Raw genomic sequence first — 12,478 nt, forward strand, 5'->3', positions numbered from 1 at the left:
GGTCTCCGCAGCGCGGCGGGGCCCCGCTGCGATGCCGACCGCACTGCGGGGTCTGTCGCACCGCGGGCCAGCCGCACCGCGGGCCAGACCGCACCGGGGGCCAGGCCGGCTCAGAGCCGGCCCGCCAGGGCCTGGAAGTCGGCCCAGGGCAGCTGGGGCGCCCGCGCGTCCCACACCTTCTGCGACAGCGCCGCCAGCGGCATCCTGATGCCCGCCGCCACCTGGTCCTGGGTCTGCGCGCCGGCCAGGTCGGCCCAGACGGCGAGACGACCGCCGAGCACCTGGCCGTCGTACGAGGCGGGTACGGGGGTGGTGCCGCGCAGGACCAGCGGGGTCCACTGTTCGTAGATCCGCCGGCCGGTGGGGTAGGTGAACTGGTTCGGCTCGCCGAGCACGTAGTACAGGTACTCGTCGTTGAGGTTCACCAGCTCGCGGCCCTCGCGCAGGTACTCCAGCGGCGGCCGCGCCCCGATCTCCTTGCCGGTCCAGTACTCGACCTGGATGTCCTTGGCGGCGCTGGTCACCCCACCGCTGAAGAAGCCGTCGTTCCATGCCTTGAGGGCCTTGCCCGAGGGGCGGACCACGTCGGCGCGGTCGTTCAGCCATCCCGTGGCCAGGTCCTGCACCCGGGCCGAGGGCCCGTAGCGCTGCTGCGCCGCGCGGGCGAGCTGGGGGAAGGAGGCCTGCGGGTCCCGGACGACCAGCGCCTGGTACTCGTCGGCGCCCAGGTGCCAGGCCCCGCCGGGGAACAGCGGGCGGTACTCGCGCAGCAGGTCGTCGACCAGCTTGGCCGAGGCCGGGTTGGATATGTCCACCGCGCCCTTGACGGCCCTGCCGTTCACGTCGCGCAGTTGCAGGTCGGGGTGGGCGCGCAGCACCGCGCCGAGGTGTCCGGGCGAGTCGATCTCCGGGACCACCGTGATGTGCAGCCGGGAGGCGAGCGCCGTGATGTCGCGGACCTGCGCCTTGGTGAGGTGCGGGGTGGAGACGATTTCGGGGTGGCTGTCCGACTGGATCCGGAAGGCCTGGTCGTCGGAGAAGTGCAGACCGAGCTGGTTGAGTTTGAGGTCGGCCATCTCGCGCAGCCGGCCCTTGATCCAGTCGGGGGTGAAGTGCTTGCGCGCTATGTCGAGGTTGAGGCCGCGCTGCGGTTTGGCCGGACCGTCGCGCACGGTGCCCTCGGGGGCGGAGCCCGCGGCGCGCACGGCCTGTTTGAGGGTGCGGGTGCCGTAGAAGACCCCGGCCTCGTCGGGGCCGTTGATGCGGACGCGGCCGTCCTTGACGGTGAGTGTGTACGACTCGGGCTTGCCGGAGCCCTCGACCGAGAGCTCCACGTCGCCGGCGCGCGGCGCGGCCGACTCCCCGTACGCGAGGCCGAGTTCCCCGGCGAGCAGACGGGCCTCGTCGGAGAGCGCGGCCGCGTCGTCCTGCGCGACGACCACGCGGGCGCCGGGGGCGGGCTTCCAGCCGGGACCGCGGGCCGGCTCGTGTTCGCGTACGGCCGGGATGGTGCGCGGGGCGGTGGACAGGGCGTAGGTCGGGGACGGCGGCGGGGTGGGGGCGGCTGCCGGGGCGGTCGTCGTACCGGCGGCGCCGGGTGCGGTGGTGCTTGGGGCCCGCACCTCGTCGGAGGCCGCCGTGCAGCCCGGGAGGGCAAGGGTGACGAGCGCGGCGACACCTGCCGTCGCGATGGCGTGGGCCCTCCTGTGCCTCGTCGTCTTCCGCATCATGTACCCGTGTCCCCCGTACCAAGGTGGCACAGGGGGACACGGGCGCGCGACCGGGCGGTGTCAGACCAGGGCGTCGAGCGCCGCGGCGGCGAAGGCGTGGTCCTGGTCGGGGGCTCCGCCGCCGACGCCCACGGCGCCGACGAGGCGGCCGTCGCGGTGGACGGGGAGCCCGCCCGCTATGAACAGCAGGGGCCGGTCGAGGGCCGTGGGCAGGGTGTGGAAGGGCCCGTCGGGGCGGACCGCGTCGACGAGGTCGGCGGTGGGCGCGTCGAGCTGGAGGGCCGTCCAGGCCTTGCGGGTGCTGGTCTCGCCGGAGATCAGTACGGCCCGGTCGTCGCGGCGGAAGGCCAGCAGGTGGCCGCCCGCGTCGAGGACGGTGACGCTGACCGCGGCGCCGGCCGTCTCGGCGGCCGCGGTGGCGGCGGCGACGAGCAGTTCGGCGTCCTGGGTGGTCAGGGGGGTGACGGTGGTGCGGGCCGTGGTGGGGGTGGACATCGCGGTGCTCCTTGCGGGTCGTACGGGGAGGGTGGGGATCAGTGGTGGGCGGGTGCGGCGGCGGCCGTCCCGGGGGCCGCGGCGGTCGCGACCACCCGGCCGTCGGCGCGGGCCGCGCGTCCGGCCGTACGGCGCTCCAGCGCTCCGGAGACGAGGGCCAGCACGAGGGCGGAGGCGGCGAGGGCGGCGCCGACCCAGTTGGGGGCGGTCCAGCCGAGCCCGGCGGCGATCACGAGGCCGCCGAGCCAGGCGGCGAGGGCGTTGCCGAGGTTGAAGGCGCCGATGTTGACGGCGGAGGCCAGGGTGGGGGCTCCGGCGGCCTGGTCGAGGACCCGCTTCTGGAGCGGGGGGACGGTGGCGAAGCCGAGGGCGCCGATCAGGACGACGGTGACGGCGGCGCCGGCCTTGCTGTGGGCGGTCAGGGTGAAGACGGCGAGGGTGAGGGCGAGGGCGCCCAGGGACACGTAGAGCATGGGCATGAGGGCGCGGTCGGCGTAGCGGCCGCCGATGAGGTTGCCGGCGACCATGCCGAGACCGAAGAGGACGAGGAGCCAGGTGACGGAGGAGTCCGCGAAGCCGGCGACGTTCGTCATCATCGGCGTGATGTAGGTGATCGCGGCGAAGACGCCGCCGAAGCCGAGGACGGTCATGGCCATCGCGAGCAGCACCTGGACGTTGCGGAAGGCCGCGAGTTCGCGGCGGATCCGGACGCCGCCCTCGGGCCGGGGCAGGTCGGGCACCAGGCGGGCGATGCCGAGCAGGCCGACGACGCCGAGCGCGGCGACGATCATGAAGGTGACGCGCCAGCCGAGGGTCTGCCCGACGAGGGTGCCGAGCGGGACGCCGACGACGTTGGCCACGGTCAGGCCGGTGAACATCATGGCGATCGCGCCGGCCTTCTTGTCGGGGGCGACGAGCTCGGCGGCGACGACCGCGCCGATGCCGAAGAAGGCGCCGTGGGCCAGGGAGGCGACCACACGGCCGGTGAGCATGACGCCGAAGGCGGGGGCGAGTGCCGAGAGCACGTTGCCCGCGATGAAGAGGGCCATGAGCAGCATCAGCATGCGCTTGCGGGGGATGCGGGTGCCGAGCACGGTCATGAGGGGGGCGCCCAGGACGACGCCGAGGGCGTAGCCGGTGACCAGGAGGCCCGCGGTGGGGATCGAGACGCCGTAGTCGGAGGCGACCTCGGGGAGCAGGCCCATGATCACGAATTCTGTGGTGCCGATCCCGAAGGCCCCGACAGCGAGGGCGAGAAGTGCGAGAGGCATGGGGAGGTGCCCTTCAGGGAGGTGGTGGTGCGGGTGCGGCCTGCACTCGTCGATGCTGCCGCCGTTTACGTGCGTCCACATTAATTGCAGACGCGGGATATTTGCAAGCGCGGGATATTGCGGTGTTGGCATATCCTGGTGGACACACGCCCGCACGGTGCGTATCGCCGCCCCGGCGCCCCGGCGCACCCACTGCTTTCGACGCCTCACGACGGAGGAGCCCATGACGGCCACGGACAGCGCGCTCACCGCCCTCTCCCAGGGCTGGTGCGCCCTCTCGCTCCTGCACGGCCGGATCGAGGCGCACATCGAACGGGCCCTGCAGGCCGGGCACGGCCTCAGCGTCCGCGAGTACTCGCTGCTCGACGTCCTGAGCCGCCAGCACGACGGGCCGGGCGGACACCTGCGCATGCACCAGGTCGCCGACTCGGTCGTGCTCAGCCAGAGCGCGACGACCCGGCTGGTGAGCAGGCTGGAGGACCGCGGCCTGCTGAACCGCTACATCTGCGACACCGACCGCCGGGGCATCTACACCGACGTGAGCGAGTCCGGTCTCGCACTGCTGACCGCCGCACGCCCCACGAACGACACCGCGCTGCGCGAGGCGCTGGACGAGGCCGCGGGCGATCCGGAACTGGCGCCGCTGGTGGTGGCGGTGGAGAACCTCCGCACGCCGTGAGCCGTGCGGAGGTCCTGCGCAGCCGCTGCCGCTACCGCCCCGACGGCGGGGACGAGGTGATCACCGCGCCCGGCGTGACGGACGCGCCGGACGAAGGACTCACCGACCCCGGACGCTGCGGGGACGCCTGGGCCGACGGGCTCGCCGACGGGGTGGCCGACCGGCCGGGGCCCGGGGATCCGGACGGGCCCGAGGAGGCGTCCCCGCCCGGCGTCGGCGTCGGGGCCGGGCCCGGCCGGCTCGGCGAGGGCGACGGCGGGGCTCCGGTGGACGGGGCCGGGGCCGTCACCTCCGGCGGAGTGGCGGGCAGGTGCGGGCCCGGCCCCGTGTCCGGGGCGAGGAGCAGGTAGGCCGTCCCGGCGGCAGCGGCGACAGCAGTGGCAGCGAGTCCCGCGATGGGCAGGGCGAACCGCCGCAGCCTTCCCGCCGGGCCCCTGCCGGCCCGCATGCCGGGCGGGCTCGCCGGGCGCAGCCGGCGGACGTCGACGCCGTCCGCGCGCGCGTCGAGCGCCTGGCGCAGCCTGCGCTCGACGGGGCGCTCGCCCGGGTGCTCGCCGAAATCGCCGCGTTCACCGCGTTCGCCGCGTTCGCCGCGTTCGCCGCGTTCGCCGTCGGGCGTCATATCCGTCCCTCCAGATTCCGTTCCAGCGCGTCCAGGCCGCGGCTCGCGTTGGACTTCACCGCCCCCCTGCTGATCCCCAGGGTGGTCGCGATCTCCGCCTCGCTGAGGTCGGCCCAGTACCGCAGGACAAGGACCTGGCGGCGGCGGGGCGTGAGCCGGGCGAGCGCGGCGAGCACCTCGCGGTGCGCCTCGTCGAGGACGACGCGGTCCTCGGCGGACGGTTCGTCGATCGTCGGCGGCGGCGTCCAGCCCCGGACGGTGCGCCGGCGGCGCAGGACGGACCGCGCGGTGTTGACGACCGAGGTGCGCAGGTAGCCGAGGGCATTGTCGACGTCGGCGATCTGCTCGCCGTGTCGCCGGTACAGGGCGGTGAAGGCGTCCTGCACCACGTCCTCGGCGGTGGCGAGGTCGTCGACCAGCAGCACCGCCAGCCGGACCATGCCGAGCCGGTGCGCGTGGTAGAGCCCGGTGACGGTGGGCGGCCCGGGGTCGCCGTCGCCCGAGTGGGGGTGGTCGTGGGCACGCCGCCCGGAGGCGGGTCCGGTTCCGTACGAGGAGCCGTACGCCGGACCGTACGAGCGCGGGGCGACCCGCCGGGCGACGGACCACTCGCGGCGCAGCGACGACCACAGGCCCCGCCACGTCCGGCCGGAGCCGGGCGTGAGGGGGCCGACAGGTGGTGCGAGGTGGAGCACGGGGTTCCTCAGCTGTTCGCGCGGCGCCGCACGGCGTAGAGGGCTGCGGCGCCGGCGAGGACCAGTCCGGTGGCCCCGGCCCCCATCGCGACGGTCGTGGCCGAGGAGCCAGTATGCGCGAGCTCCGCGCCGTCGGGTGCCGCGGCCGGGTCCGAGGGGGACGCGCCGGGCCGGGTGCCGGCCCCCGGGAGGCTCGGGGAAGCGCTGGGGGCGGCGCTGGGGGACGCGCTGCCGTCGCCCTTGCCGCCGCTCGACGGGGTGCTGACCGAGGGGACGGGGGCGGGACCGCCCTGACCGGGCGAGGCGCTGGGCGAGGCACTGGCCGGGACGCTCACCGCCGGGGAGGGCGCCGCCGAGGCTCCGCCGGCGGCATGGGCCGGGCCGGCGAGGGCGACGGCCGCCCCCGCGGCGGCCGCGACGACGGCCGTGCGGCGGACGGCCAGGGGGACACGCTTGAGGTTCTTCACGGTGGTTCTCCACGGTCGGGTCGGGGACGCGGGACCGCGCCCCTTCACCCCCGCACGACGCGCGACCTGCCCGGAGGTTGCCGCCGGTTGCGGAAAACTTTCCCGGCGCCGGGGGCGTTCAGCGGACATTCCGGGAATGTGCACCGGTTCCCGGCACGGCGGGTGTCGTGAAGCCGAGGCCGCCGGCCCCCGGGTCCACCCGGGCCGCGGCGGCGCCTGACCGCGAGGGGATCCGCGCCAACAGCGCCTCGCGCGCCGGTGAGATGATCGAAGAACTGCTGCTGAAGGCCGGCGGCAAGTGGGCCCCGCTGCCCGGCAAGACCCTCACGGCCGGCTCGCGCCGCACGTACCTCGTCGACAACAGCGCGCTGGACCCCAACGGCTCCCCCGACCACTTCTTCGTCACCGGCGGCAACGGCGTCCGGGCGAAGGTCCCGCCGCCCTCACCGCGGCCTCCGGCCGCGAGGTCATCGTCGACCTCCTCCGCAACCGCTGACCGACCACCTCCGCAACCGCCGACCGGCCTCCCCGCCGCAACGGGTGCCGGGCCCGCCTGCCGGCCCGGCACCCGCCCCGCTCCCGGGTCCGCCCGTCAGGGCGTGCGGCGGGCGTAGCAGAAGAGGTGTTCCTCGGGGACCGCCCCCTCGCCGGCGGGACGGAACGTCGCCGTGTGGTGGTGCAGGACCTCCAGGCCCCGGTCGGCGAGCCGGGTCAGGTGGTCCTCGGTGGAGAGGCTGCTCACGCTGACCTCGTGTCCCATCCACTCGATGTCCAGACCCCGGATGTCCCCCGGCACGGTGGCCATCACGAAGTACCCGCCGGGTGCGGTCCAGGAAGCCATCCGGTCCAGAGCCGCCGCCACCTCCGGCTGGTCCATGACCAGCAGCGGGAAGAAGGAGCACACCGCGTCGAAGCCGCCGGGCGGCGGCGTCCAGGTGCGTACGTCGGCCTGTTCGAAGCGGGCGCCGGGGACCTTGGCACGGGCCAGGGCCACCATGGCCGCCGAGACGTCGATGCCGGTCACGTCGCAGCCGGCGCGGACCAGGGTCTCGGCGGTGGGCCGTCCGGTGCCGCTGCCCACGTCCAGCACGCGGGCTCCGGCGGGGAGCCGGGCGATGAGCCAGTCGAGGGCCGCGATCTGGCCGGGCACCTGCCCGAACGCCTCCTCGTAGCGCTCCCCCACCGCGTCGAACACCTCTGCCGCTGACTTGCGTCGACCCATCGGCCCGCCCCTTCGTCTCCGGAGGGAACACCGTACAAGGACGGTCAGGTGGAGGCGGGGACCAGGACGACGGCCGTCCCGTAGGCGCAGACCTCGGTCCCGACGTCGGCGGCGTCCGTGACGTCGAAACGCATCATCAGCACGGCGTTCGCCCCGCGCGCCTTGGCCTGTTCCACGAGCCGGTCCATGGCCTGGTTGCGGGTCTGGACCAGGGTCTTGGTCAGGCCCTTCAGTTCACCGCCGATCATCGACTTCAGTCCGGCGCCGATCTGGCTGCCCAGGTGGCGGGAGCGCACGGTGAGGCCGAACACCTCGCCGATGACCCGCTCGACCCGGTAGCCGGGGACGTCGTTGGTCGTCACGACGAGGACGCCGCTCTCGTGCGCGCCGGCTCCGCCGCCGTAGTCATCGATACCCATGCGCCCACTCTGGCGCGCCCCGCCCGCCGCCGCATCCGGAGGGACCGGCGATCGGGGCATTCGGGCGGCGAGCCGGCCGGTATCCCTGCGGCGTGCCCGTCAACCCCCTTGAGTACCGCCCTGGTTGTACGGGGTCACCACCCAACGCGGTAGGCCGGTCTCCACCCTTGGATGGGCGCGGCCGCGGGCGTCACGCCCGTACAGTGCTGGTCTGCCGGCCGCCCGGCCGGCAGCGGCCCTGTCCCCCCGGGGCCCCGCTCGGCGGCCGTGCCCGTACGGGGGCGGGTACGGCCACCGGGCCCCCGGTGGACAGATTGCTCATATCGGGCTAAACGCCGGTGCGTCACCCGGGATGGGGTCCCGCTCCTGGTCATAGTCGTCCCTGGCAACCGTCGGTTGCCGTCCCGTGCCGCGTGCCGCGGCCGGTCGGACGTCTTCACAGAGGAGTCGGCTCATGCTGAAGCCCACCAGAACCACCCTCGCTCTCGCCACCGGAAGCCTGGTTCTCGGTCTGGTCGGGGTGGGCGCCGCCGTCGCGGACGAGGGTCCGCGGGAGATCATCGTCGGCGAGGTTCCCGCGTCCGCGCAGCCCGGCGAGTACCCGTACGAGAAGTACGCCCGCGGCAAGGTGGTCTCCAAGGGCCCGCTGAAGGTCCGCAGCAAGCCGACCACCCAGTCCCGCGCCGTCGGCCAGGTGCAGCCGAACAGCAGGGTCGAGATCGAGTGCAAGAAGTACGGCGAGAACGTCGCCGGCAACCGCATCTGGTACCGCCTGCACGAGGACCGCGACTGGGAGAACGGCTCCGGCCGCGAGGACCGCGAGGACCGTGAGGACCGCCAGGACCGCGGTGACCGCGAGGACCGCAACCGCGCGAAGGCCTACGACAGGGAGCGCTGGGTCTCCGCCCGCTACGTCAAGAACCTCTCCGAGGTGAAGTACTGCCGCTGACCCGCGGTCAGTCCACCGGGCGTACGGTACGCGGTCCCACGCACCGCGCACCGTACGCCCGGACGCGTTCGCGCAGCTCGCGGTCGGCCGTGACCACGACCACCGCGCAGCCGTCCTCCGCACCGGCCGCGGCCAGTTCCACGATCAGGTCGTCACCACTGCCGGACGCCGCCTCGACCCGTACGCCGGGCACGGACCCGACGCCGCGGGCGGCGCCTTCGACGACGAGGACGGTCTCCTCGTCGTCCTGCCCCGCGGCCGCCCGGGCGGCCAGCGCGTCCCGCAGCCGTTCGGCGGCACCGCGCCGGTCGCGCCACCAGCCGTCCGGCACGGACCCGACGACGTTCGCGGCATCGACGATCAGAACGGTCCTCATCCCGCCACCTGGCCCCGGTCTAGAAGTCGCCGTAGTTGACCTGCCAGGTGGGCAGGCCCATCCGGCGCCAGACCGCGACGACCCGGTCCCTGTCGTCGAGCGACACCCGCACCGCGTAACGGTGGCGGACGTGCGCGTCGAACAGCTCCGCCTTGACCACGTCGTCGCGGCGGGTGTCGCCCGCCGCGCGCATCCACAGCTCGTCGTACGGCACCTCGTGCCGGCGCAGCCAGGCCTCGGTCTGCGACCGGTACTCCTCGCCGCGGCCCGACAGCAGCACGATCACGTCGCCGTCCGCGCGCCGGAAGGCGTTCAGGGCGTGCCGTACCGACTCGTTGAGCAGGTCGAGCTCGCAGCGCGTGAAGTCGTACGGGCCCCGGTCGCCGGTGAGCGCGAGCGTGCCGTCGATGTCGCACATCACCGCGGTCGGCAGCGCCGGGTCGGGGACGTACGGGGTCACGGGCGGGGCGGCCACCGCTCCGGAACCGCCGTTCATCCACTCCGTCGTCAGCCGCCAGCCGCCCTTGCGGGCGTTGCGGTGCTTCTCGGCCAGGACCCGGATGACCTCTTCGCCGACCCGGCGTTCACGGGCGGCGTCCCGGCGCAGGCACTCCTCCAGCGGGACGTCGGTGAAGTCGTGCACGACGAAGGTCGCGAGACCGCCGACGGCCGCCTTCAGCCGCTTGGGGATGTGCTTGGTCAGGTGGGTGTTGTCGACGACGACGTCGAAGCCGCCGTCGACGGCCGCGCGGACCGCCGCGTCCTGGACCGCCAGGACGGTCTGCTCGTGGGCGAAGCTGCGGCCCCTCGCGGGATCCGGCAGGTCGAGCATGGCCCGCAGGTCGTCGAGGTTGACCCGGCGCATCCGGCCGCCGGCCTCGGCCTGCAGGGCCCGCGCGGCCGTCGTCTTGCCCGAGGCGGGCAGGCCCGTCATGACGTGGACGACGGGCAGCGGGGCCTCCCGGCGCGCGGGCGCGTCGGCCCGGTCCGGCGCCGCCGCCGGGATCCGCGGCGCAGCCACGGGCGTGCGGGCGGGCACGCCGCGGCCGGCCCGCACCCTCCCGAGCGGGCGCGGGGGCGGTCCGGTCCCCCTCCTCGGGGAGGGTCCGGTCCTCCTCGTCGGTGATGTACGGGTCGGCGGTCTCCGGCCGTACCCGGCGCCAGGTGGTCAGCTCCGTCGACCGGCCGTCGAGCCGCATGAACATCGCGGGCCGGACGGTGCGGTCGGGCAGCTGCGCGACGGCCCGGGCGAAAGCGCCCCGGTCGGCGGCCAGGTGCGCGAGGCCCGCGTAGGCCTCGTCGATCGCCCGCTCGTGGCGGGCGGCCGCCTCCTCCAGGTCCGCGATGACCTCGCGCACCCAGTGGTCGAACTCGTCGGGCACCTGCGCCAGCAGCGCGTCCAGGGGCTTGCCGCCCGCGGCCTCGATGTCGGCGACGGTGCAGTTCAGGCCCTGGGCGAGCTGCTTGGCGGGCAGGCCGGCGAAGCGCTGCACGCCGTGGCCGCGCCAGACGTCCCGCGCGGTCACGCCGGTGAGCACCTTGTGGAGCCGTACGTATTCGGACAGCTTGGCCTTGGCGCGCACGCCGGAGGCGAAGCGCAGGACGAAGCCCTCGGCGTCCATGCCGTTCGCGGAGGCACCGCCGGGCAGGGTGTTGGACTCGGCGAGCGCGAGCAGTTCCCCGAGGGGCATGGCGGGCCACACCGTGACGACGGAACCGATCCCGTCCTAGTGGGCCGCGGCGTCCGCGAGCGGCACCTCGGTGCCGTCCGCGCCGAAGGCGGCGAGGAGGACGAGGTCGCGGCGGTCGCCGTAGTCGACGACGATGCGGTTCTGCGGGTACAGGATCTCCGCGAGGTAGGTGGTGCCCGGGTGCAGGGCCGCGGTGTCCGCGCCGTCGAGCCGGCGCTGCGCCCAGACGGCCTGGGCGCTGGTGAAGGAACCCTTGGAGGCGACCCGCCAGCGGTCCGCGTAGTGGAAGACGATCGCGAGGCTGCCGTCGACCTTGTCGTACACCTCGAACGGCTCGTCGGGGAGGGCCGGGGCGTAGGGCTGACCCGACTCGTGCTCGCCGACGTTGAAGAACTTCGGCAGCGGCAGGGCGACGATCGCGCCGGTCTCGTCGTCGGCGACGAGTCCGCGGCAGCGCGTGGTGACGTCGTTCCAGACGCGCTCGTACTGGGCCGTCCGCGTGTACGTGTAGATGGACAGCGGCAGCTCGGGGTGCGGCTTGCGGCTCACGTACCCGGCGTCGATCGAGTCGGCCAGCGCCTGGGCGGGCATCAGGTCGTGCAGAGTCAGGGTCTCCTGGCTCATGGGGTCCTCCCGGTTTGAGATGGCTCATTCTCGCCTGCGGGAGGGGGTGCTCGGTACTCAATTACCCCTGGTCCGGGCACCTCCCAGGCGGTTGATGTCCGCGGGCCGCAGGATGTGGCCGAGGACCTCGGTGCCGGGGGTGGCCACCGCGATCATGGCGCGGCCGAAGGCCTCGGAGGTGATGACGAGGTCCGGCGCGAACCGCCGCAGCAGCGGCACCAGCGGCGCGGTGACGGCGTAGAGGACGCGGTAGAGCCGGGTCCTGGACGGTACGCCGCGCACCGGCTGGACGATGCCGGGGCGGAACATGTAGGCGCGGAAGGGGAGTTCCAGCAGGTCGTTCTCGGTCCGCCCTTTGACGCGGGCCCACATGGAACGGCCGCGTCCGGTGCTGTCGGTGCCCTCCCCGGAGACGTAGACGAAGGTCATTCCCGGGTTGGCGGCCGCCAGCGGCCGGGCCACGGCGAGCGTCAGGTCATGGGTCACGCGCCGGTAGTCCTCCTCCTTCATGCCGACGGAGGAGACGCCGAGACAGAAGAAGCAGGCGTCGTACGCGGCCGGGTCGACCCCGGCGGCGGACAGGTCGGACGGGTCGTCCTGCACCCGCTCGCGCAGTTTGGGGTGGTTGACGCCGAGCGGGCGGCGGCCGATGGCCAGGACGCCGTCGACGGAGTCGTCGCGCAGGCATTCGCGCAGGACGCCCCGGCCGAGCATCCCGGTCGCGCCGAAGAGGATGACCTTCACCCGTGGAAGCCTAAGGGGTGTCCGGCGGGCCGGGTGGGTGCGCCTCAGTGCGAGACGCAGAGCTCGTTGCCCTGGGGGTCGGCGAGCGTGGTCCACGTGCTGGGGCCCTGGCGGCCCTCGTGGAGGTGCTTCGCGCCCTTGGCGACGAGGCGTTCGACCAGCGCCCGCGGGTCGTCGTCGCCGGTGCGCACGTCGAGGTGCACCCGGTTCTTGACGGTCTTGGGTTCGGGGACGAACTGGAAGAGGATGCGGGGCGCCCCTTGGAGCCCGTCCGGGTGGCGGATCGCCGCCCCGGCCTTCCAGACGAGGGTGCCGCGGTGGGTGGTGGTGTCGTCCTCGGTCGCGTGTCCCGCGGCGATCAGGCCGCGGATGAACGGCTCGTCGCTGGGTTCCACTTCCCAGCCGAGGGCGTCGGCCCACCAGTCGGCGAGCGGGTGCGGGTCGGGCGAGTCGATCGTCAGCTGGAACGTGTACGCCATGCCGGGACCCTACTG

The 12,478-nt window shown here is 74.3% G+C and carries 16 protein-coding genes; 4 read left to right on the forward strand and 12 right to left on the reverse strand.

What is annotated here, in order from left to right:
• Window positions 1-110 precede the first annotated feature (110 nt).
• Genes AC2RP6_RS04940 through AC2RP6_RS04950 form a run of 3 tightly spaced genes read right to left on the reverse strand, consistent with a single transcriptional unit; the run spans window position 111 to window position 3,496 of the window.
• Entirely contained in the window at window positions 111-1,730 is a 1,620-nt protein-coding gene (locus AC2RP6_RS04940; protein ID WP_486445024.1) for a beta-N-acetylhexosaminidase, read from the reverse strand.
• 60 nt (window positions 1,731-1,790) lie between these two features.
• Window positions 1,791-2,225, reverse strand: coding sequence for a GlcG/HbpS family heme-binding protein (locus AC2RP6_RS04945; protein WP_486445025.1), 435 nt, complete (start codon window positions 2,223-2,225; stop codon window positions 1,791-1,793).
• Between the two features lie 38 nt (window positions 2,226-2,263).
• Complete coding sequence (locus AC2RP6_RS04950; protein ID WP_486445026.1) at window positions 2,264-3,496, reverse strand: MFS transporter; 1,233 nt, start codon at window positions 3,494-3,496, stop codon at window positions 2,264-2,266.
• Window positions 3,497-3,719: 223 nt separating this feature from the next.
• Between AC2RP6_RS04950 and AC2RP6_RS04955 the strand changes: the two genes are divergently transcribed.
• Window positions 3,720-4,175, forward strand: a complete 456-nt coding sequence (locus tag AC2RP6_RS04955; protein ID WP_486445027.1) for a MarR family winged helix-turn-helix transcriptional regulator — start codon at window positions 3,720-3,722, stop codon at window positions 4,173-4,175.
• Window positions 4,172-4,525 (forward strand): hypothetical protein, encoded by a 354-nt coding sequence (locus tag AC2RP6_RS04960; RefSeq protein WP_486445028.1) that lies wholly within the window; start codon window positions 4,172-4,174, stop codon window positions 4,523-4,525. The genes AC2RP6_RS04955 and AC2RP6_RS04960 overlap by 4 nt, the downstream gene beginning before the upstream one ends.
• Before the next feature lie 268 nt (window positions 4,526-4,793).
• Here the strand turns inward: AC2RP6_RS04960 and AC2RP6_RS04965 are convergent, their stop codons facing one another.
• On the reverse strand, window positions 4,794-5,492 hold the full coding sequence (locus AC2RP6_RS04965; protein ID WP_486445029.1) for an RNA polymerase sigma factor: 699 nt from the start codon (window positions 5,490-5,492) through the stop codon (window positions 4,794-4,796).
• Window positions 5,493-5,500: 8 nt separating this feature from the next.
• A complete protein-coding gene (locus AC2RP6_RS04970; protein ID WP_486445030.1) occupies window positions 5,501-5,959 on the reverse strand; it encodes an LPXTG cell wall anchor domain-containing protein in 459 nt (152 codons plus the stop codon).
• A gap of 167 nt (window positions 5,960-6,126) precedes the next feature.
• Between AC2RP6_RS04970 and AC2RP6_RS04975 the strand changes: the two genes are divergently transcribed.
• Window positions 6,127-6,573, forward strand: a complete 447-nt coding sequence (locus AC2RP6_RS04975; RefSeq protein WP_486445031.1) for a hypothetical protein — start codon at window positions 6,127-6,129, stop codon at window positions 6,571-6,573.
• Here the strand turns inward: AC2RP6_RS04975 and AC2RP6_RS04980 are convergent.
• Both AC2RP6_RS04980 and AC2RP6_RS04985 read right to left on the reverse strand, forming a co-directional pair.
• On the reverse strand, window positions 6,552-7,181 hold the full coding sequence (locus AC2RP6_RS04980; RefSeq protein ID WP_486445032.1) for a class I SAM-dependent methyltransferase: 630 nt from the start codon (window positions 7,179-7,181) through the stop codon (window positions 6,552-6,554). The two genes, AC2RP6_RS04975 and AC2RP6_RS04980, sit on opposite strands and share 22 nt — an antisense overlap.
• A gap of 44 nt (window positions 7,182-7,225) precedes the next feature.
• Window positions 7,226-7,600, reverse strand: a complete 375-nt coding sequence (locus AC2RP6_RS04985; RefSeq protein WP_030843377.1) for a YbjQ family protein — start codon at window positions 7,598-7,600, stop codon at window positions 7,226-7,228.
• 454 nt (window positions 7,601-8,054) lie between these two features.
• Between AC2RP6_RS04985 and AC2RP6_RS04990 the strand changes: the two genes are divergently transcribed.
• Window positions 8,055-8,549 (forward strand): SH3 domain-containing protein, encoded by a 495-nt coding sequence (locus AC2RP6_RS04990; RefSeq protein WP_486445033.1) that lies wholly within the window; start codon window positions 8,055-8,057, stop codon window positions 8,547-8,549.
• A gap of 7 nt (window positions 8,550-8,556) precedes the next feature.
• Here the strand turns inward: AC2RP6_RS04990 and AC2RP6_RS04995 are convergent, their stop codons facing one another.
• From AC2RP6_RS04995 to AC2RP6_RS05015, 5 genes are all read right to left on the reverse strand, one after another.
• Complete coding sequence (locus tag AC2RP6_RS04995) at window positions 8,557-8,925, reverse strand: PIN domain-containing protein (protein ID WP_486445034.1); 369 nt, start codon at window positions 8,923-8,925, stop codon at window positions 8,557-8,559.
• A gap of 19 nt (window positions 8,926-8,944) precedes the next feature.
• Window positions 8,945-9,946 carry a phosphatase domain-containing protein gene (locus tag AC2RP6_RS05000; RefSeq protein ID WP_486445035.1) on the reverse strand — a complete coding sequence of 334 codons (1,002 nt, stop codon included), beginning with the start codon at window positions 9,944-9,946 and terminating at the stop codon, window positions 8,945-8,947.
• A gap of 706 nt (window positions 9,947-10,652) precedes the next feature.
• A complete protein-coding gene (locus AC2RP6_RS05005; RefSeq protein ID WP_486445036.1) occupies window positions 10,653-11,240 on the reverse strand; it encodes an RNA ligase in 588 nt (195 codons plus the stop codon).
• A 57-nt stretch (window positions 11,241-11,297) separates the two neighbouring features.
• The gene (locus AC2RP6_RS05010; RefSeq protein ID WP_486445037.1) at window positions 11,298-11,984 is read right to left on the reverse strand and encodes a Rossmann-fold NAD(P)-binding domain-containing protein; all 687 of its coding nucleotides are present in this window, start codon (window positions 11,982-11,984) and stop codon (window positions 11,298-11,300) included.
• A 44-nt stretch (window positions 11,985-12,028) separates the two neighbouring features.
• On the reverse strand, window positions 12,029-12,463 hold the full coding sequence (locus AC2RP6_RS05015; protein ID WP_486445038.1) for a VOC family protein: 435 nt from the start codon (window positions 12,461-12,463) through the stop codon (window positions 12,029-12,031).
• Window positions 12,464-12,478: the final 15 nt, after the last annotated feature.

It is taken from the genome of Streptomyces sp. WAC03905 (assembly GCF_057371075.1).